The sequence below is a fragment of the Sphingomonas sp. DG1-23 genome, from assembly GCF_030730875.1.
In the GTDB taxonomy this organism is placed as follows: domain Bacteria; phylum Pseudomonadota; class Alphaproteobacteria; order Sphingomonadales; family Sphingomonadaceae; genus Sphingomonas.
Genome location: NZ_JAVAMA010000003.1, coordinates 243,135 through 262,379, shown reverse-complemented (window position 1 = coordinate 262,379; position 19,245 = coordinate 243,135). Strand labels below are relative to the sequence as shown.

Here is a 19,245-nt window from a genome sequence, read left to right as displayed (position 1 = left end):
AAACAAAAGGCGCCCGGGCAGTGCCCGGGCGCCCCTGCTGCGGCGCCCAAAGGGAGGAAAGCGCCGCTAGCCGTGGTGGCGATTATGCCGCGTCGCGATGCTCGAGCGCGGTCGGCGCGCTGCCGGCATTCACGGCGATCTTCTTCGGCTTCATCGCCTCGGGGACCTCGCGGACCAGCTCGATCACGAGCAGGCCGTCGGCAAGGTCGGCGCTCTGGACGCGGACGAAGTCGGCGAGTTCGAAGCGGCGCTCGAAGCTGCGATTGGCGATGCCGAGATGCAGGAACGCGCCCTGATTGTTCTCGTTCTCGCTCGCTTTCTTGCCTTGGACCAGCAGCAGATTCTGCTGCGCGGTCACATCGATCTCGTCGGGCTTGAAGCCGGCGACGGCGAGCGTGATGCGATAGCGGTCCTCGGCAAGGCGCTCGAGGTTGAACGGAGGATAATTCTCGCTCGCTGCCTGACGCGCGCTGGTTTCGAGCAAGTCGAACAGGCGGTCGAAGCCGACGGTGGAGCGACGGAAGGGAGTAAAGTCGAACTGACGCATTTCAAAACCTCTTTTGAGCAAGTTGAACGTCTCTTTCGCGGCGCCCGGAAATCCGCGGCGCTGCTTGTCAGGCCCATCAGGCACCTTGACGATTGAGAATGTGGTTCGGCGGCGCGAAGTTTCAAGAGCGCCGAACCGGTCCCGACGTGCGGCGGAGAAACGCAGCTTCGGCTTCCCCAAGATTCGCTTGCTGGCTAATGCCCATCAAATCGATGGAGATTAATCGCAACGACACAAGGGGATGTTGATGAGCCTTTCTTCGCTATCGCTGCTGCTGCTGGCCGGAACCGCGCCGATCGCGGTCGGTCAGGAAGTTCCGACCGTGACCGCGCCCCCCGACAGCACGGCGCAGCCCGTTCCGGGCGAGCAGGACCGCACGCCCGAGGACGTGCAACGCAGTTCGGCGGCGTCCGACATCGTCGTCACTGCGCGCCGCCGCGAGGAGCAGGTCCAGGACGTGCCGATCCCGATCTCGGTGGTCGGCGTGAAGGAACTCGACAGCACCGGCAGCTTCAACGTCCAGCGCCTCCAGCAACTGCAGCCGACCCTGCAATTCTATTCGACCAATCCGCGCAACTCGTCGGTCAACATTCGCGGTCTCGGCGCGCCGCTGGGGCTCACCAATGACGGCATCGATCAGGGCGTCGGCGTCTATATCGACCAGGTCTATTTCAGCCGCGTCGCCGTCGCGACGCTCGATTTCCTCGACGTCCAGCAGGTCGAGACGCTGCGCGGCCCGCAAGGCACGCTCTACGGCAAAAACACCGTCGCCGGTGCGATCAGCATCACCAGCAAGGCGCCGAGCTTCGATTTCGAAGGCCGCGCCGAGGTCAGCGTCGGCAGCCTCGAGTTCAAGCAGGCCAAGGCTTCGGTATCCGGACCGCTGGCCGAGAATGTCGCGGTGCGCCTCGGTCTTTCCTCGACCACCCGCCGCGGCACGATCTACAATGTCGCCAGCCGCGACTGGGTCAATGCGCAGGACAATCTCGGGGTGCGCGGATCGCTGCTGTGGAATGCCAGCGACACGGCCTCGATCACCCTCTCCGGCGACTGGAACCGGCAGAATCCCGAATGCTGCGCGCAGATCTATGCGCGCTACGGCCCGACCCAGCGCGCCGCCAACCGCCAATATCCGGCGCTGACCGCGGCATTGGGCTATGCGCCGCCAAGCACCAACGCCTTTGATCGGCTGACCGATCTCGATTCGGAGCTCAATGCGCTGAGCGAATTGGGCGGCGTATCGTTGCGCGGCGAATATGAGATCGGTTCTGGAACCCTCACCTCCGTCAGCGCGTGGCGTTTCTGGAATTGGGGCCCGGCCAACGATCGTGACTTCACCGGGCTTCCGGTGACGACGCTGTCGCAGAACCCGACCAAGCAGACCCAATATACCCAGGAGTTGCGTTACGCCGGCGAGGGCACGGGTTTCGACTATGTGGTCGGGCTGTTCGGTTTCTATCAGGACATCCACACCACGGGCACCCAGCAACAGGGCTCGGCAGCGGCGCGCTGGATCCTCGCGCCGAGCAACGCGCTGTCGAACAATCCGGCGACGCTCGACGGGCTGACCGCGAGCAACGACATCCGCCTCAAGAATTTCAGCGGCGCCGCCTTCGCCAAGGTCAATTGGGACGTCACCGACAAGTTCACCGTCTCGCCCGGCGCGCGCATCAATTACGACGACAAGGTCGGCAGCTATGTCAGCATCGTCACCGATGCGCAGGGCAATCTCGTCCCCTATAGCGGCGGGACCGCGCTCAATGCCGCGCAACGCGAGGCGATCCAGCCCCAGGCGTTCCGCGACGAGGCATTCCGCGCGTGGAACCTCTCTTACGATCTCACTTTGTCGTACAAGCCGTCGCGCGACGTTCTGCTCTACGCGACCTATGCCCACACCTTCAAATCGGGCGGCCTCAACCTCAACGGCGTGCCGGTGGTCAATGGCGTGGTGCAGACCGATCTCGCCCAGGTCGATCCCGAAAAGGTCGATCATTTCGAGCTGGGGGTGAAGTCGCAATTCTGGGATCGCAAGGCAACGCTCAACGTCACCGGCTTCTGGACGAGCATCAAGGACTATCAGGCGATCGTGAACAACAGCTCGACCTCGACGCTGCGCGGCTATCTCGCCAATGCCGGCAAGGTGCGCGTCCGCGGGATCGAGGCCGATTTCTCGATCCGACCGAGCGATCGGATCAAATTCTACACCAACGGCGCGTTCACCGATCACGAATATGTCGAGTTCAAAAACGCGCCATGCCCGCCCGAGCGCTCGGGTGGGCCTGCTGCGCCGGCCGGCAGCGCGGGTGGTGCCGCGGGGGTCCCCGGCGCGCAGAGCCCGGTGGTGTGCGACATCTCCGGCCAATGGCTGCCGGGCATCTCGAAATGGGCTTTCTCGTACGGCGCCGAGGCGAACCAGCCGGTTACGCTGTTCGGCCTCGACGGCCAGATCTACGTTGCCGGGGACGCCAATTCGCGGACCAAATTCTCGTCCAACGCCTCGCGGTCGATCTACACCGACATCGACGGCTACACCCTGGCGAACTTCCGCCTCGGCTTCCGCACCGATGATTTCAACATCTTCGGCTGGGTCCGCAACGCGTTCGACGCCGAATATTACGACGTGCTCGCGACCACGCCGAGCAACACCGGCCTGATCGCCGGCCAGCCCGGCGATCCGCGGACCTGGGGTTTGACGCTCAGCAAATCGTTCTGAGCGTCGCGCATCTAGCCTCTCGCCATGGCCGGGGGAGGTTAGGGGGAGGGGGGCGGCCCGCATCGCCCCCCTCCTTTTCCCGAAGAGAAAGGGCGGCAAGACGTCTTCCCGGCGAACGCCGGCATCTCAGGCAGAGGCGCGATACGGCACGAGATCCCGGCGTCCGCCGGGATGACGATGGAAGGATGAGAGGGGAGCAAACGGCAAACGCCCGGACCGTTTCCAGCCCGGGCGCCTGCGTGACGACTGCTCGTCAGCCCCCTTTGTCAGGCTCTGCCCGCGCGCTCGTACTTGCCTACGAGCGGGGCGAAGCCCTCCCCGAACCACGGCCATTTGCTGCCTGCGTTTCGACAGGGGTTTGCTACGTCGGCAGGCGGCTTTTGTCACCGGGTTTACAGGGACTAGACGTAGATTGGTCGCACCCTGTGTTGAATCGGCAACATAGCAGACATACCTCGCATGACGCGCATGCATTGCCAGCCGCGCCTCGCATGGCCTAGAGCGGCGGCGAGCACTCACGCAGGGCCACACCGACCGCATGCTACTCTCGCGCTACGAGCGGATGATCGCCCGCCGTTATCTCCTGCCCGGCCGCAGCGAGGCGTTCATCGCCGTCGTCGCCGGGTTCAGCCTCGTCGCGGTGATGCTCGGCGTCGCCGCGCTGATCGTCGTGATGAGCGTGATGAACGGCTTTCGCGCCGAGCTGTTCGACAAGATCACCGGATTGAACGGCCATGCCGTGGTCCAGGGCTATGCCGGCCAATTGCGCGACTGGCGCGAAATCGTCGCGCAGGCCAGGGCCACCCCCGGCGTCACCAGCGCCACGCCGCTGATCGAGCAGCCGCTTTTCGCCAGCTTCAACGGCCGCGTCGAATTCGCCCAGATCCGCGGCATGCGAGTCGAGGATATCCGCAGCAATCCCGCGCTAAGGGGCAAGGAAGTGATCGGTTCGCTCAACCGGCTGCGCGCGGGCGGCGAGCAAGTCGCGATCGGTTCGCGGCTCGCCGAATCGCTCGGTGCGACGGTGGGCAGCAAGATCACGATCATCAATCCCTCGGGCGCCGCGACGCCGATGGGCACGATGTACCGCTCGGTCAGCTATACGGTGGAGGCGATCTTCGAGGTCGGCGTCTATGATTTCGACAAGATCTTCGTGGTCATGCCGATCGAGGACGCGCAGACCCTGCTCCTCCTCGGTGATTCGGTGAGCATGGTCGAGATGGACACCAATGATCCCGACAATGTCCAGCGGATCGTCGCGCCGCTCGTTGACAAGGTCGGCAAGAGCGGCCAGATCGTCGACTGGCGCCAGATGAACCGCGAATTGTTCGAGGCGCTCCAGGTCGACCGGGTCGTCTCGTTCACGGTGCTGTCGATCATCCTCGTCGTCGCCTCGTTCAACATCGTCTCGTCGCTGATCATGCTGGTCCGCTCGAAGACCCGCGACATCGCGGTGCTGCGGACGATGGGGGCGACGCGCCGCGGCCTCATGCGGATCTTCGTCACCGTCGGCACGACGATCGGCGCGTTGGGCGTCGCCGCGGGCGGGGTTCTCGGCTTCCTGTTCATCACCTTCCGCGCGCAGGTCGTCCAGTTCATCGGACTGGTCACCGGCCAGCAGGTCTGGGATCCCTCGATGCGCTTCCTCACCGAACTGCCCGCCAGGACCGATCCGTTCGAGACGATCGGGATCTGCGTGATGGCGATGCTGTTCGCGTTCCTCGCCACGCTCTACCCTGCGTGGAAAGCGGCGAGCACCGATCCGGTCCAGGTGCTGCGCTATGAGTGATCCCATTCTGCAGACCCGCGGGCTCAAACGCAGCTTCAGGCAGGGCGAAGCAGTGATCGAAGTGCTGCGCGGCGTCGATCTCGACGTCCAGCCCGGCGAGATAGTGGCATTGCTGGGGCCTTCGGGCTCGGGCAAGTCGACCCTGCTCCAGGCAGTCGGGCTGCTCGAGGGCGGATTCGAGGGCTCGATCCGCATTGCCGGCAAGGAGGCCGCGCAATTGCCCGCGGGCGGTCGCACCGAAGTCCGCCGCAACAGCCTCGGGTTCGTCTACCAGTTCCACCATCTGCTGCCCGACTTCAATGCGATCGAGAATGTCGTGCTGCCGCAGATGATCCACGGCGCCACCCGCGCCGATGCCGATACGCGCGCCGGGCAATTGCTGTCCGCGCTCGGGCTCGCGCAACGGCTGACCCACCGTCCCAACCAGCTTTCGGGCGGCGAGCAGCAGCGCGTCGCGGTGGCCCGCGCGCTCGCCAACCGGCCGGCGCTGGTGCTCGCCGACGAGCCCACCGGCAATCTCGACGAGGCGACTGCCGACCGGGTCTTCGCCGAGTTCCTCAATCTGGTCCGTGGCGAAGGTTCGGCGGCTTTGGTGGCGACGCATAACGAGCGCCTCGCCGAACGAATGGACCGCGTGGTGCGCCTGCACGAGGGCCGGCTGGAGTGAGCGTCTGGCGCGAGACGCCGACGCTTCTCGGGCGCCACGTCACGCTGCGCCCGATGGTCCGCGAGGATCGCGAGGCATTGCTTCTCGCCTTCGAAGCCCTTGGGCCGCTGTTCCACACCACCGTGCCCGACGCCGATACCTTCGATCGCTGGTACGATCGCGTAACGTTCGACGCTGCGGCAGGGCGCAACATGCCTTTCACCGTGCTCGATGCCGACGGGCGGGTCTCGGGCGTCACGCGCTTCCTGCGAATGAGCGAGACGCATCGCCGCGTCGAGATCGGCGGCACGCTCTATGCGCCGCGCGTCCAGCGCACCGGGCTCAACACGCAAGCCAAATATCTGCTGCTCGGCCACGCCTTCGAAGTGCTGGACGTTAACTGCGTCCAGATCCGCACCGATTTCCTCAACCACGCCTCGCGCCGCGCGATCGAGCGGCTCGGCGCGCGGCTCGACGGGGTGCTGCGCGGGCATCTGATCCTCAACGGGCATCTGCGCGACAGCGCGGTCTATTCGATCCTCGCGCACGAATGGCCGGGCGTGCGACGCAATCTCGAGCTGCTGATGGCCGGTTACGATGGAGATCCCGCATGACCGCGCTCACCGAAATTCCTGTCCGCAAGCCAAGCGGCGAGGAGACCACGCTGGCGGAGCATGCCGGCGAGGTGCTGCTGATCGTCAACACCGCGTCGAAATGCGGGTTCACCCCGCAATATGCCGATCTCGAGGCGCTGCAGCGCGAATATCGGGATCGCGGCTTCTCGGTGCTGGGTTTCCCCTGCAACCAGTTCGGCGCACAGGAGCCGGGCGACGCGGCGGAGATCGCGAACTTCTGCTCGCTAACCTATGACGTGACCTTCCCGATCTACGCCAAGGTGGACGTCAACGGCGCCGACGCGGCGCCCTTGTTCGAGCATCTCAAGAAGGAAGCGCCGGGGCTGCTGGGCTCGAAGGCGATCAAGTGGAACTTCACCAAGTTCCTCGTCGATCGCGCCGGCAAGGTGATCGATCGCTACGCGCCGACGACCTCGCCCAAGGACATTGCCGGCGATATCGAGAAATTGCTTTAGGACTATGGGCTCCTGCTTTGGCAGGAGCACGATTGGCGTGATGCCCGGACGCGGTCCGCTCAGTGCATCCGCGGCCCGGGCAGGCAGATCACATATTGCCCGTTCTTCTCCATCATCGGCTTCTCGCTATCGTCGCCGGCGACGAGCTTGCCGAGCTTGGTGAGCATCGAGACCATCGACGTCGCGCCGGCCAGCGGGCGTCCGCGCGGGTCGCGGCGCGGGGCGGGGCGGGCGTTCCGCGGCTCGCGGCGGCGCGGCGGCGGCGCGAGGCGATGCATGCGCTGTGCCACGTCGGAGGCGGAGCCGGCGCGGCCGAACTCGCGCCAGACGACACGGAACCCGGCGGGGACCTGCGTCCACTCGGCAGCTTCGTCGAGCCGGATCATGTCGCAGCCGCAGCGGTGACAGATGCTGAATTCCAATCCCTGATTATGATGACGCTTGGCCGAGGGCACATGGTTCATCACCGAGCAGAGGATGGTCATCGCGGGCTTACTCCTGATACCGGACCGCTTCGCCTGCCCAGGACGGGTGCGCCGCGATCAAAGGTTGATCGTCGTTAACCACGGTTTGGCCGATCCGGCGGGTGAGTCGCCATTCAGGTCGGTCCCCATAAGCGACTCCCACCAAAGGGCTTGTACGGATGTGCCAGGTAAGCTTTCGGAAAGCTGTGGAAAGCGCTTCGGTCAAGGTGGCAATGCCGGACGTGCATCCCTAGGATAGGCCGATGGCGCATTCGGGATTCGTACCGCTCCGGGTCTTCTCCTCCTACACGATGCTCGAAGGTGCGATCGAGCCCAAGGCGATCGCCAAGCGCGCGCGCGAGCTGGGCTTCCCCGCCGTGGCGGTCAGCGACCGCAACGGGCTCTACGCCGCGATGTCCTTTTCGGACGCCTGCAAGAAGGCCGGGGTCCAGCCGATCGTCGGCACCTTGCTCGCGGTCAAGCGCCCCGAACTGGCCGAGGGCGCCCCGGTCGCGATCGACTGGCTCGCGCTCTATGCGCAGGACGAGACCGGCTATCTCAACCTTTGCCACCTCGTCTCCGCGGCGCATCTCGATCGCCCGATCGAGGAGGATGCGCATGTCACCCTCGAAATGCTCGAAGGTCGCACCGACGGGCTGCTATGCCTCACCGCGGGCGCCGAGGGCGCGCTCGCCCGGCTCTATGCCGACGGGCAGGACCATGCTGCCGAAACCTATGCGCACCGCATCGAGGCGCTGTTCCCCGATCGGCTCTATATCGAGATCGTCCGCCGGCTGAACGAAGTCGAGGGCCGCGCCGAGGCGAAATTGCTCGATTACGCCTATGCGCGAAACCTCCCGATCGTCGGCACCAATCCGTGCTGTTTCGCCGAAGAGACCTTTCACGAGGCGCATGACGCGATGCTGTGCATCGCCAATTCGTCCTACATCGCGTCGGACGATCGCCCGCGCTCCTCGCCCGATGCATGGATGAAGCCGGCGGGCGAGATGAAGGCGCTGTTCGCCGACCTGCCCGAGGCGCTGGCCAACACCCTCGTCGTCGCCCAGCGCTGCGCCTATGCCGCGCCCAAGCGCAAGCCGATCCTCCCCAGCCTCGCCGGCGACCGCGAAGGCGAGGCGCGGATGCTGCGCGCGCAGGCGCGGGAGGGATTGTACGCGCGGCTGACCAAGATCGCCGCGCTCGAGGGTAAAGCGTTCCCCTCCCGCTTGCGGGAGCGGTTAGAGGAGGGGAGTGCCGCAAGCGACGCCGCAGCCTTGACGGTCTCTCCCGCAAGCGGGGGGGGAGAAGAGGAAGACTGGACCAAACCCTATTTCGATCGCCTCGAGTTCGAACTCGACGTCATCATCCAGATGGGCTTCCCGGGATATTTCCTGATCGTCGCCGACTTCATCAAATGGGCGAAGACGCACGACATCCCGGTCGGCCCGGGCCGCGGCTCGGGCGCGGGCTCGGTGGTCGCGTGGGTGCTGACGATCACCGACCTCGATCCGCTCAAGCTCGGCCTGCTGTTCGAACGCTTCCTCAACCCCGAACGCGTGTCGATGCCCGATTTCGACATCGATTTCTGCGAAACCCGGCGCGGCGAGGTGATCCGCCACGTCCAGGAGAAATATGGCCGCGACACCGTCGCGCAGATCATCACCTTCGGGACGATGAAGGCGCGCGCGGTGCTCAAGGATGTCGGCCGCGTGCTCCAGATGAGCTACGGCCAGGTCGATCGCCTCGCCAAGCAGATCCCCAACCACCCGACCGATCCGTGGACGCTCAAGCGCACCCTCGACGGGGTCAGCGAGTTCCACACCGAGTACAAGCAGCACAGCGACGTCCGCCACCTGATCGATCTGTCGATGCGGCTCGAAGGCCTGCCGCGCCACAGCTCGACCCACGCCGCCGGCGTGGTGATCGGCGATCGTCCGCTCGCCGAGCTGGTGCCGCTCTATCGCGATCCGCGCTCGGACATGCCGGTCACCCAGTTCGACATGAAATATGTCGAGGGCGCCGGCCTCGTGAAGTTCGACTTTCTCGGCCTCAAGACGCTGTCGGTGCTCAAAAAGGCAGTCGAATTGCTCTCGGACCGGGGGATCGAGGTCGATCTCGACACGCTCGCCTGGGACGATCCCGAAGTCTATGACCTGCTCCAGCGGGGCGACACGGTCGGCGTGTTCCAGCTCGAATCCGAAGGCATGCGGCGCACCCTCACCGCGGTCCGGCCGACCAATTTCGGCGACATCATCGCGCTCGTCTCGCTCTATCGCCCGGGCCCGATGGACAACATCCCGAGCTTCGGCCACCGCAAAAGCGGGCGCGAGGAGATCGTCTATCCCCACGCCGCGCTCGAACCGATCCTGAAGGAGACCTACGGGATCTTCGTCTATCAGGAACAGGTGATGCAGGCCGCGCAGATCCTCGCGGGCTATAGTCTCGGCGGTGCCGACATGCTCCGCCGCGCGATGGGCAAGAAGATCAAGGCCGAGATGGATCAGCAGCGCGCGATCTTCGTCGAAGGCTGCGCGAAGGTGAACGGCATCAAGCCGGCCAAGGCCAACGAATTGTTCGACTTGATCGACAAGTTCGCCGGCTACGGCTTCAACAAGTCGCACGCCGCCGCTTATGCGCTGCTCGCCTACCAAACCGCGTGGCTCAAGACCCATCATCCGCACGAATTCTTCGCCGCTTCGATGGCGTACGACATCCACCAGACCGACAAGCTGGCGATCTTCGCCGACGATATGAGCCGGCTCAAGATCGAGTGCCTGCCGCCCGACATCAATTCCAGCCTCGCCGACTTCCATGTCGAGAAGCACGAGGACGGCCTCGCGGTGCGCTATGCGCTCGGCGCGCTCAAGGGCGTCGGCGAGCGCGCGATGGAGCTGCTGATCGAGGAACGCGACGCCAAGGGCCGCTTCCGCTCGCTCGACGATTTCGCCAAGCGCGTCGATCCGCGGCTGCTGAACAAGCGCCAGCTCGAGACGCTCGCCGCCGCTGGTGCGTTCGACGGGATCGAGCCCAATCGCGCCGGCGTCCATGCCGCCGCCGAGACGATCCTCGCGGTCGCCCAGCGCACGCATGAGAGCCGGACGAGCGGGCAGGGCGGCCTGTTCGGCGAATCCGAGCCGAGCGGCGGCGCGATCAATCTGCCGCGCAGCGCGAACTGGTCGCTGGCCGACAAGATCGCCGCCGAAAGGGACGCGTTCGGCTATTATTTCTCGGCGCACCCGCTCGATCGCTATGCGCATCTCGTCCGCAGCCAGGGCGCGCGCGAGATCGCCACGCTCGGCGAGGTATCGATCCCCGATGGCGGCCGCATCGGTGCGACGATCGCCGCGCTGATCGAGGACGCCCGCTGGCGCACCTCGGCGCGCGGCAACCGTTACATGATGGCGAACATCTCCGATCAGACCGGCCAGACGCTTGCCAGCTGCTTCGACGAATTCGCCGCCAAGGACATGGAGGATACGGCGCGGGAAGGAGGCTGCGCCTTGCTCACCGTCGAGCTCGACAAGCGCCCCGGCGAGGACACTCCGCGCGTGTCGATCAAGCGCGTCCAACCCTTCGAGAGCATCGCCAATACCGCGCGGCTGATCGTCGACCTCGAAGTGCGCGACGCCGCCGTGCTCCCGCTCCTCGCCGAGCTGATCGGCGGCGAGCGTGGCGGGCGCAGCGTTGTCCGGGTCTGGGCCCCGTTCGGCCCGGAGGGGCAGGCCGAGCTGGTGATCGGCCGCAACTTCCGGATCGACGAGGAAATGGTCGAGCGCATCCGCGGCCTGCCGGGGATCGCCAGGGCGGTGTTCGGCAAGCCCGAGGTGACGCTGGCCGCGGCGGCGTAAAGTCCCCCCGTCATCCCGGCCTTGTGCCGGGATCCACCGGGAGGTGGGGCGATGACCCCGCGTTTCTTGTTTCCCGAGTGCGGCTTGGTGGATGCCGGCGCAAGGCCGGGATGACAGGTCGGGTACTGCCGGCGGTAACAAATTATTGCCGGCGGCCGTGCCCCTCGACACGCCTCCCCTTCCGGGCATACCCTCTCCTCAAAAGCCAAAGAGCCGGAGAGAGCGATGCTGGGTGGAATGCAGGATTTCGAGCTGCGCGTGATGCGTCTGCTCGATCACGCCGCGCGCGAGCATGGGCCGCGCGAGATCGTCACGCGCTGGGCCGACGGCTCCGAGACTCGCACCGATTGGGCCGGCATCGCGCGTGACTCCCGCCGGCTGGCGCAGGCGCTCGAACGGCTCGGCATCGAGCCCGGCGGCCGCGTCGCGACGCTGGCGATGAACCACAGCCGCCATCTCGTCGCGTGGTACGGAACGATCGGCATGGGCGGGGTGATCCACACGATCAATCCGCGGCTGTTCGAGGACCAGCTCGCCTTCATCGCCAACCATGCCGAGGATCGGGTGCTGCTCTACGACAAGGCATTCGCGCCGATCGTCGAGAAGCTCAAGCCGCAATGGACCACGATCCGGCATTACATCTGCTTCGACGATGGCGCGTTCGAGGCGCTGCTCGCGCCCGAGACCGGCGACTATGGCTGGGTCGAGGGCGACGAGCGCGAACCCTGCATGCTCTGTTATACCAGCGGCACCACCGGCAATCCCAAGGGCGTGCTCTACTCGCACCGCTCGACCGTGATCCATGCGATCACCGAGCTCCAGCCCGCCGAGTTCGATCTGTCGATGCAATCGGTGGCGATGCCGATCGTGCCGATGTTCCATGCGGTCGGCTGGGGGCTGCCGTTCGCGGGCGCGGCGGTGGGCGTGAAGTTCGTCTTCTCGGCGATCAACGAACCGAAAATCCTCTGCGAGCTGATGAACCGCGAAAAGGTGACGCACAGCGCCGGGGTGCCGACCGTCTGGTTCGCGATGTTCCAATATATGGACGCGACCGGCGCTGCGCCCGAGCATCTGAAGATCGTCACGATCGGCGGTTCTGCGGCGCCGCGCGCGATGATCGAGCGGCTGATGAAGATGGGCATCCGGGTCAATCACGCCTGGGGGATGACCGAGACCAGCCCGATCGGCACGATGGGCGCGCCTTCCCACGATTTCGACCAGCTCAGCTTCGAGGAACAGGTCGACCAGGTATCGAGGCAGGGCAAGGTGCCTTTCGGAGTCGAGCTGCGCGTGGTCGACGACGCGGGCGCGGTCCAGCCCCGCGACGGCGTCAGCTCGGGCCGGCTGCAGGTCCGCGGCCCATGGGTGATCAAGCAATATTATGGCGAGGAGCAGCTCGCGGTCGATCCGGAGAATTGGTTCGACACCGGCGACGTCGCCTTGCTCCATCCCGACGGGACGATGCAGATCACCGATCGCGCCAAGGACGTGATCAAGTCCGGCGGCGAATGGATCAGCTCGGTCGAGCTCGAAAATTGCGCGGTGGGCTGCGCGGGCGTCGCCGAGGCGGCGGCGATCGGCGTCTACCATCCCAAATGGGAAGAGCGTCCGATCCTGCTGGTGGTGCGCAAGCCCGACTGCACGGTGACCGCCGAAGCGATTCGGGCCCATCTCGAGCAGCACGTGGCCAAATGGTGGCTGCCCGACGAGATCCATTTCGTCGAAAGCCTGCCCCACACCGCCACCGGCAAGCTGCTCAAGACCGCGATCCGCGCGCAGTACAAGGACTTCAAGCTGGCGGCCGCGTAACTCCCGCTCCCTTTGGGAGCGGGAAGGGGCCCGCTCGCGTAGCGAGTGGGAAGGGTGAGGGCAGCTCGACCCTCACCCTTCCACCGACTGCGTCGGCTCCCTCCCTCTCCCGACGGGAGAGGGAATTACTTCCCCATCACCGCCGCGCTGACCTCGCTGGCCTTCGCATCCTTGAACCGCGCGCAATTGCGGATCGTCTCCAGCGTGCGGTCCAGCCCGAGCGTGCTGTCGTTCGCCAGCGGCGGGCGCAGCTTCGCGTCCACCGCATCGGCCGCGGCGTTGGTGCACAGCACGTTGAACATCCGCGCCGAACGCGAGGCAAAGATCCCGCCGCCGCCCGCGCGTGCGCCGTCGAAATGCGCCAGCAGATAGTCCGATGCGATGTCGCGCGTCCGTGGCGCACCGAGCAGGCTCGTTGCGACATGCTGACGCACGCCTTGCGACAGGCGCGGGTCCTTGAACTCGTTCAGCAACCAGCGCGCCACTTCGGGATTGCCCGAATTGCCGATCGCCTCGAACGCGATCTCGTGCAGCATCGGATCCTCGCTGGCGAGCGCCTTCTCGGCCACCACCTTCGCCAGCGGCACGCCTTTCTCCTCCATGTCGAGCGACAGCGCGAGCATGGCGAATTGCGGGTCGAGCGCGGCGGCATTGCCGGCCAGATACGAATCCGCCGCCGCGATCAGCTTGCCGCGCACCACCGGGTCGCCCCCAGCGCCCGCGACGAGCTCGACCAGGTCGCTGCGCAATTCCTTGCGGTCCGGGCTATCCGAAGCATGGCCTTCCGCGGCAGGATCGAAGCCGAGCTGCGCCAGCTTCGGGCCGTAGATGCCGGTGATCAGTTTGCGGTATGCAGCCGTGGCGGCATCGTCGATCAGCCCGCGGCGGAACAATCCGCGCAGCCGCTCGCCATTGTCGAGCGCTGCCTTGTCCGCCGGATGCGCCGCCATCGACCGCGCCAGCGCCGCCAGTTGCGCGAACTTCGCCTTGCCGGCGTAGAAGGACGCCCACAGGCTGTCGGTCACCGCCAGCGCCTCGCCCTCGGGCAAGGTCGGTGCGGCGGCGATCAGGGTCGACCAGTCCGCCGGGTCCATGTCGAACCGATAATAGCCCCATCCGCCGGCATTGGGGACGATCACCCCGTCGCCCTTCGCCGCGATGGGGCCGCTCGGCTTGTCGAGAAGCGTGCAGCTGCGCACCGCGGCGCGGCGCACGCAGACGGGGACGATCCACTGCGTCGCCGGCAGATTGCTGCCAAAACTGGCATAGCGTGCCTGACTCGCGGTCACCCCGTCGCCGGCGCGCTGCAAGGTCACCACCGGCACGCCCTGCTGGTCGACGAAGCCGCGCAGCGATTCGAGCACCCGCGGATCGTGCGCCGCGCTGGCGAGCGAATCGAAGAACTGGTCGGTGGTCGCGTTGCCGTGATGGTAACGCTGCATGTGCAGCCGCACCCCGTCGCGGAACTTCTCCTCGCCCAGATAGGCGGCGATCATCGCCACGACCTGGCCGCCCTTGCCATAGGTGATCTGGTCGAACGCGGCGTCGATATCCACGTCGCGGGTGATCCGCTGGTGGATCGGCCGTCCGGCGCCGAGCGCGTCCACCTGCATCGCGTCGAATGCCTCGTCGATCGCCGACACGCCGATGTTGAGATCGGGCCGCCATTCGTTGCCGATGCGATAGCCCATCCAGTTGGCGAAGCTCTCGTTGAGCCAGATGTCGTCCCACCAGGCTGGCGTCACCACGTCGCCGAACCATTGGTGCGAAAGCTCGTGCGCGACGACCATGCCGAAGGTCTGCTTGTCCGCGCCCGGCGAGGCGTCGTCGACGAACAATATGCCGTCGCCATAGATGTCGGCGCCGGCATTCTCCATCGCGCCCGGCATCACCGGCGAGCCGATCTGGTCGAGCTTGGGGTAAGGGAAGGGCTGGTCGAAATATTTTTCGAGCAACGCGACGATCTTCTTCGAACCCTCGAGCGCGAACTGCATCTGCCCGGCATAGGGTTTGGTCCCGACGATGCGCAGCGGTAGCGGTCGCTGGCGCTGCGGAGTCGCCGGCACGGTGCCCTCGGCAGTGACGAACGGCCCGACGACGAAGGCGACGAGATAGGTCGGCAGCGGCTCGGTCGCGGCGAAGCGGTGCTTGACCAATTTGCCCGCGGCCTGCGGCTTGCCCTGCTCGGCGGCATTGCTCACGGCGACGAAGCCGGGCCGGGTGGTGACCGATACGGTGAACGGCGTCTTGTACCCCGGCTCGTCGAACGACGGGAAGGCGGCGCGCGCGTCGATCGACTGGAATTGCGACCAGCTATACCAGTCGTCGCCCACCTTGATCCGGTATAGCCCCGAGGGCCCGTCGCCGAACGCCGCGTCGTAATCGAACTCGAGCGTCATCCTTCCCGCCGGCAGCATGCGGCCGAAATCGACTTGCGCCAGCCCGGTCGCGCTCTTCTGGGTAAAGGTCACCGGCGTCTCGCTCTTGCCGATCTTCACCACGGCCCTGGCGACCTTGAGGTCGCGCCCGTGCAGGAAGATCGAGGCGGCGGGCCGCTTGAGCTCGACATCGATCTCGGCATGACCGGCGAAGCGCGCCTGCTCGGGGACGATCGTCATGTCGAGCCGATAGGCGATCGGCTTGACCGTATCGGGCAGTTTGCCGGTGGGGAGCGGGGGGGATTGGGCAAGAGCGGAAGCGGGGAGAGTGAAGGCGCAGAGCACCAGCAACAGGACGCGCATCGAGAATCCTTGGAAAGCGATGGCGATGCTTATGCGGGCGACTGCCTTGGGGCAATAGCACACCTGAAGGCCGTCCCGCCGGACGATGGACAGCCTGACGGCGCCGGGTTAGCGCTACCAGCGGTCAAAGGGAGGAAGCGCGTGGCGAGAATGAACGGGCTGTTGTGCCTGCTTGCGGCATGGTGCCTCGGCGGCACCGCGACCGCACAGGAAAAGCCGCATTGGGTGGCGAGCTGGGCGACGTCGCAGATGGTGCCGACCGGCGAGAATGCCGCCCCGGCCGAGGATCTCACCGATGCCACGATCCGCCAGATCGTCCGCGTCTCGATCGGCGGCAAGCGGCTGCGCGTGCGGCTGTCGAACGCCTTCGGCACCACGCCGCTGGTGATCGACGCCGCGAGCGTCGCACTCTCGGCGGACAACGCCACCGCGCGCATCCTCCCCGCCGGCGCGCGGGCGCTGCGCTTCGGCGGCCAGGCCGTAGTGACCATCCCCGCGGGTGCCGACTATCTGTCCGATCCGGTCGACCTTGCGATCGCCCCCGGCGCCGATCTCGCGATCACGCTCCATCTGCCCTTGCCGCCCGAGCGGCAGACCGGCCATCCCGGCGCGCGTGCCCACAGCCATTTCGCGCACGGCCAGCAAGTGATGGCGGAGGCGCTCGCCGGCGCGAAGATCGCGACGCGCTGGTATGCGATCGGTGGTGTCGAGGTCGACGCGCCGGGTGCCGGCGCGCTGGTGATCCTCGGCGATTCGATCACCGACGGCTATGGCGTCCAGCCCAATACCAATGCCCGCTGGCCCGATCGGCTCGCGGCCCGCCTGCGCGCACATCCCGCGACGCGCAACCTCGCGGTGCTCAACGCCGGCATCGGCGGCAACCGGCTGCGGCTCGACGGCACCGGCCCCAATGCGCTCGCCCGTTTCGAGCGCGAAGTGCTGGCGCCTCCGGGCGTGACGCATTTGCTGGTGATCGAGGGGATCAACGATCTCGGCACGCTCACCCGCGACGCGCCCGCCACGCCCGACCAGCATGCCGCATTGGTCCGCGAGATGATCGGCGTGTTCGAGCAGATCGTCGCCCGCGCCCGCGCGCACGGGATCAAGGCGATCGGCGGGACGATCATGCCAGACGGCGCCTCGGCTTATTACCACCCCGACGTTGCCAACGAGGCCGATCGCGCCGCAGTCAATGCATGGATCCGTGCGCCCGGCAATTTCGACGCGGTGGTGGATTTCGACGCCGCGATGCGCGATCCGAAGAACCCGACGCGGCTGCGGCCGGAGCTGGATTCGGGCGACGGGCTGCACCCGTCGATCGCAGGCTATCAGGCCATGGCCGATGCGGTGCCGCTGGCGCTGCTCGCTACCGCGACGAAGCGATGAGCATGATCGTCACCTCGCGGAGGCGGGGGTGACGGGCGAAAGTCAAAACAGCTCTCCCTGCGGTCCCGCCGGCGGCCGGAACAGATCGGTCCGCAGCCGCAATCGTTCGCCGTCGAGCCCGTATCGTTTCGCCGCGATGTGAAACCGCTTCCGCAGCAACTCCGCCCAAGGCCCCTGGCCGCGCATCCGGGTGTGGAAATTGGGGTCGTTGTCCTTCCCCCCGCGGAGCGACTGGATCGTCGCCATCACCTTGCCCGCGCGATCGGGGAAATGGGTGTCGAGCCACGCGCGGAACAGCGGCGCCACCTCGTGCGGCAGCCGCACCGGCAGGAAGAAGGCGCCGCGCGCTCCGGCTTCGGCGGCCGCTTCCAATATATGCTCGATCTCATGATCGGTCACCGCGGGGATCACCGGCGCCATCGATACGAACACCGGCACGCCCGCATCGGTCAGCTTGCGGACCGCCGCCAGCCGCTTCGCCGGCGAAGGCGCGCGCGGCTCCACCGTCATCGCGATCCGCGGCTCGAGCGAAGTGATCGACAGCATCACCGCCGCGAGCCCCCGCGCCGCCATCGGCGCGAGCAGATCCAGATCGCGCGTCACCCGATCGGACTTGGTGGTGATCGTGATCGGATGGCTGCACTCGGCCAGCACTTCGATGCAGCCGCGGGTGATCCGCCACGTCGCTTCGATCGGCTGATAGGGATCGGTATTGGTCCCGAACGCCACCGGCCTGCACACATAGCCCCTTTTGCCGAGTTCGGCGCGCAGCAAGGCCGGCGCATCGGGTTTGGCGAACAGCCGCGTCTCGAAATCGAGCCCCGGCGACAGATCGTGATAGGCGTGGGTCGGCCGCGCGAAGCAATAGATGCAGCCATGCTCGCACCCGCGATACGGGTTCACCGATCGATCGAACGCGATGTCGGGTGAGCTGTTGCGGGTGAGGATCGTTTTCGGCTTCTCCACCGTTACCATGGTGCGCAGCGGCGGCAGTTCGCCGTCGACGGTCTCGCGGTCGTCGAGCCAGTCGCCATCGGCCTCGCGCCCGGGCAGGTTGAAGCGGCTGCTGTCCTTGTTGAGCGTGGCGCCGCGAACGGCGCGAGTCTTTGCCATTGCCGGAAGCTAGGCGCTGCATTAGAACATATCAAGAACATATGGAGGAATCGATGGCACGGATCAGTTATGTCGAATTGCCGGCGGCGCGCGCCGGCGAGACGCGTGATTTCTATGCGAAGGCGTTCGGCTGGGCCTTCACCGATTTCGGCCCCGATTATGCGGCGACGACCGGCGGCGACGTCGATGTCGGCATCAACGGCGGCGACGATAAGGCGATCGCACACTTGCTGCCGATCGTCGAGGTTCAGGATCTCGAGGCGGCACTCGACAAGGTCGTCGCGGCGGGCGGCGAAGTGACCGTGCCGATCTTCGCCTTTCCGGGCGGGCGGCGCTTCCACTTCCGCGATCCGGCGGGCAATCAGCTCGGCGTATTCGTCAACGAGCCCGAATAGGGCCGATTGCGCGCATCGGGGCGGCTGCTAAAGGCTGGCCGTCTCATAGGGGGATTTCGATGCGCCTGCTTCCGTTCGCCGCCGGCATTGCCGCGCTCTGCCTGTCCGCGCCCGCTGCGGCCGAGGACACCAAGCCCTGCGGCGCCGGGCTGATCTGCGCGAGCGATCCGCAGACGGTGATGGCGGCGCTGGAGAAAGCCGGCCTCAAGCCCAGGCTGAGCAAGGACGGCGAGGGCGATCCGATGATCGAGAGCGACGAATCCTCTTATCATTTCGACGTCTATTTCTATGGCTGCGCCGAGCACAAGAATTGCGATTCGCTGCGCTTCGAGACTCTGTTCGAGAAGGCGCCCGAAAATACGCCCGCGCTGGCCGACAAATGGAACTCGAAGAAGCGCTTCCTCCAGGCCTCGGTCCGCAACGACCAGCAATTCGCGGTGGCTTATGACCTGGCGACGATCGGCGGACTCAATGCCGCCAACTTCACCGACGTGATCGACTGGTGGAATTCGCAGCTGAACGAGCTCGCGACCTTCTTCAAGGAAGAGATCCCGGAAAAGAAGGCCGAGCCGAAGAGCTGAGCCGGCTGGCGGATCTGCAAGGCGGGTCGAAATTCGGCCTCGTATGCGTCATGCCCTTCCCCGACCCCTTCCGCGAAGCGGGAGGGGCTGGGGGAGGGGAGTGCCGCGAGCGAGTGCTCGATC

Annotated in this window: 14 protein-coding genes; 10 read left to right on the top strand and 4 right to left on the bottom strand. The window is 66.2% G+C overall.

The window, feature by feature from the left end:
• Positions 1-82 precede the first annotated feature (82 nt).
• Entirely contained in the window at positions 83-547 is a 465-nt protein-coding gene (locus tag Q9Q95_RS06820; RefSeq protein WP_306095251.1) for an Hsp20 family protein, read from the bottom strand.
• A 247-nt stretch (positions 548-794) separates the two neighbouring features.
• Here Q9Q95_RS06820 and Q9Q95_RS06815 point away from each other — a divergent pair, with 247 nt between their 5' ends.
• From Q9Q95_RS06815 to Q9Q95_RS06795, 5 genes are all read left to right on the top strand, one after another.
• Entirely contained in the window at positions 795-3,260 is a 2,466-nt protein-coding gene (locus Q9Q95_RS06815; protein WP_306095249.1) for a TonB-dependent receptor, read from the top strand.
• Positions 3,261-3,798: 538 nt separating this feature from the next.
• Positions 3,799-5,049: a lipoprotein-releasing ABC transporter permease subunit gene (locus Q9Q95_RS06810; RefSeq protein ID WP_306095247.1), complete on the top strand. Its 1,251-nt coding sequence runs from the start codon at positions 3,799-3,801 to the stop codon at positions 5,047-5,049.
• The gene (locus tag Q9Q95_RS06805; RefSeq protein ID WP_306095246.1) at positions 5,042-5,716 is read left to right on the top strand and encodes an ABC transporter ATP-binding protein; all 675 of its coding nucleotides are present in this window, start codon (positions 5,042-5,044) and stop codon (positions 5,714-5,716) included. The genes Q9Q95_RS06810 and Q9Q95_RS06805 overlap by 8 nt, the downstream gene beginning before the upstream one ends.
• Positions 5,713-6,309 (top strand): GNAT family N-acetyltransferase, encoded by a 597-nt coding sequence (locus Q9Q95_RS06800; protein ID WP_306095245.1) that lies wholly within the window; start codon positions 5,713-5,715, stop codon positions 6,307-6,309. The genes Q9Q95_RS06805 and Q9Q95_RS06800 overlap by 4 nt, the downstream gene beginning before the upstream one ends.
• A complete protein-coding gene (locus tag Q9Q95_RS06795) occupies positions 6,306-6,785 on the top strand; it encodes a glutathione peroxidase (protein WP_306095244.1) in 480 nt (159 codons plus the stop codon). The genes Q9Q95_RS06800 and Q9Q95_RS06795 overlap by 4 nt, the downstream gene beginning before the upstream one ends.
• A gap of 59 nt (positions 6,786-6,844) precedes the next feature.
• On the opposite strand, the gene Q9Q95_RS06790 is transcribed toward Q9Q95_RS06795, so the two are convergent.
• Positions 6,845-7,270, bottom strand: a complete 426-nt coding sequence (locus tag Q9Q95_RS06790) for a hypothetical protein (protein WP_306095242.1) — start codon at positions 7,268-7,270, stop codon at positions 6,845-6,847.
• A gap of 242 nt (positions 7,271-7,512) precedes the next feature.
• Between Q9Q95_RS06790 and dnaE the strand changes: the two genes are divergently transcribed.
• Positions 7,513-11,097: a DNA polymerase III subunit alpha gene (gene dnaE / locus Q9Q95_RS06785; protein WP_306095239.1), complete on the top strand. Its 3,585-nt coding sequence runs from the start codon at positions 7,513-7,515 to the stop codon at positions 11,095-11,097.
• A 225-nt stretch (positions 11,098-11,322) separates the two neighbouring features.
• Complete coding sequence (locus Q9Q95_RS06780; protein ID WP_306095238.1) at positions 11,323-12,906, top strand: long-chain fatty acid--CoA ligase; 1,584 nt, start codon at positions 11,323-11,325, stop codon at positions 12,904-12,906.
• A gap of 125 nt (positions 12,907-13,031) precedes the next feature.
• Here the strand turns inward: Q9Q95_RS06780 and Q9Q95_RS06775 are convergent, their stop codons facing one another.
• Positions 13,032-15,647 carry a M1 family metallopeptidase gene (locus Q9Q95_RS06775; RefSeq protein ID WP_306095236.1) on the bottom strand — a complete coding sequence of 872 codons (2,616 nt, stop codon included), beginning with the start codon at positions 15,645-15,647 and terminating at the stop codon, positions 13,032-13,034.
• 150 nt (positions 15,648-15,797) lie between these two features.
• Between Q9Q95_RS06775 and Q9Q95_RS06770 the strand changes: the two genes are divergently transcribed.
• Positions 15,798-17,033, top strand: coding sequence for an SGNH/GDSL hydrolase family protein (locus Q9Q95_RS06770; RefSeq protein ID WP_306095572.1), 1,236 nt, complete (start codon positions 15,798-15,800; stop codon positions 17,031-17,033).
• 42 nt (positions 17,034-17,075) lie between these two features.
• Here Q9Q95_RS06770 and Q9Q95_RS06765 read toward each other — a convergent pair whose 3' ends face one another.
• Complete coding sequence (locus tag Q9Q95_RS06765; RefSeq protein ID WP_306095235.1) at positions 17,076-18,146, bottom strand: PA0069 family radical SAM protein; 1,071 nt, start codon at positions 18,144-18,146, stop codon at positions 17,076-17,078.
• Between the two features lie 53 nt (positions 18,147-18,199).
• On the opposite strand from Q9Q95_RS06765, the gene Q9Q95_RS06760 reads away from it, so the two are divergent.
• Together Q9Q95_RS06760 and Q9Q95_RS06755 are read left to right on the top strand one after the other, a co-directional pair.
• Positions 18,200-18,541: a VOC family protein gene (locus Q9Q95_RS06760; RefSeq protein WP_306095233.1), complete on the top strand. Its 342-nt coding sequence runs from the start codon at positions 18,200-18,202 to the stop codon at positions 18,539-18,541.
• 59 nt (positions 18,542-18,600) lie between these two features.
• Positions 18,601-19,122 carry a YbjN domain-containing protein gene (locus Q9Q95_RS06755; RefSeq protein ID WP_306095231.1) on the top strand — a complete coding sequence of 174 codons (522 nt, stop codon included), beginning with the start codon at positions 18,601-18,603 and terminating at the stop codon, positions 19,120-19,122.
• Positions 19,123-19,245: the final 123 nt, after the last annotated feature.

Excerpts from the sequence above, each read along its gene's own strand:
- Q9Q95_RS06790 (WP_306095242.1), bottom strand. The coding sequence starts at position 7,270 with ATGACCATCCTCTGCTCGGTGATGAACCATGTGCCCTCGGCCAAGCGT.
- Q9Q95_RS06820 (WP_306095251.1), bottom strand. The coding sequence starts at position 547 with ATGCGTCAGTTCGACTTTACTCCCTTCCGTCGCTCCACCGTCGGCTTC.
- Q9Q95_RS06815 (WP_306095249.1), top strand. The coding sequence starts at position 795 with ATGAGCCTTTCTTCGCTATCGCTGCTGCTGCTGGCCGGAACCGCGCCG.
- Q9Q95_RS06810 (WP_306095247.1), top strand. The coding sequence starts at position 3,799 with ATGCTACTCTCGCGCTACGAGCGGATGATCGCCCGCCGTTATCTCCTG.
- dnaE (WP_306095239.1), top strand. The coding sequence starts at position 7,513 with ATGGCGCATTCGGGATTCGTACCGCTCCGGGTCTTCTCCTCCTACACG.
- Q9Q95_RS06780 (WP_306095238.1), top strand. The coding sequence starts at position 11,323 with ATGCTGGGTGGAATGCAGGATTTCGAGCTGCGCGTGATGCGTCTGCTC.
- Q9Q95_RS06755 (WP_306095231.1), top strand. The coding sequence starts at position 18,601 with ATGCGCCTGCTTCCGTTCGCCGCCGGCATTGCCGCGCTCTGCCTGTCC.
- Q9Q95_RS06795 (WP_306095244.1), top strand. The coding sequence starts at position 6,306 with ATGACCGCGCTCACCGAAATTCCTGTCCGCAAGCCAAGCGGCGAGGAG.
- Q9Q95_RS06760 (WP_306095233.1), top strand. The coding sequence starts at position 18,200 with ATGGCACGGATCAGTTATGTCGAATTGCCGGCGGCGCGCGCCGGCGAG.
- Q9Q95_RS06770 (WP_306095572.1), top strand. The coding sequence starts at position 15,798 with ATGAACGGGCTGTTGTGCCTGCTTGCGGCATGGTGCCTCGGCGGCACC.
- Q9Q95_RS06765 (WP_306095235.1), bottom strand. The coding sequence starts at position 18,146 with ATGGCAAAGACTCGCGCCGTTCGCGGCGCCACGCTCAACAAGGACAGC.
- Q9Q95_RS06775 (WP_306095236.1), bottom strand. The coding sequence starts at position 15,647 with ATGCGCGTCCTGTTGCTGGTGCTCTGCGCCTTCACTCTCCCCGCTTCC.
- Q9Q95_RS06805 (WP_306095246.1), top strand. The coding sequence starts at position 5,042 with ATGAGTGATCCCATTCTGCAGACCCGCGGGCTCAAACGCAGCTTCAGG.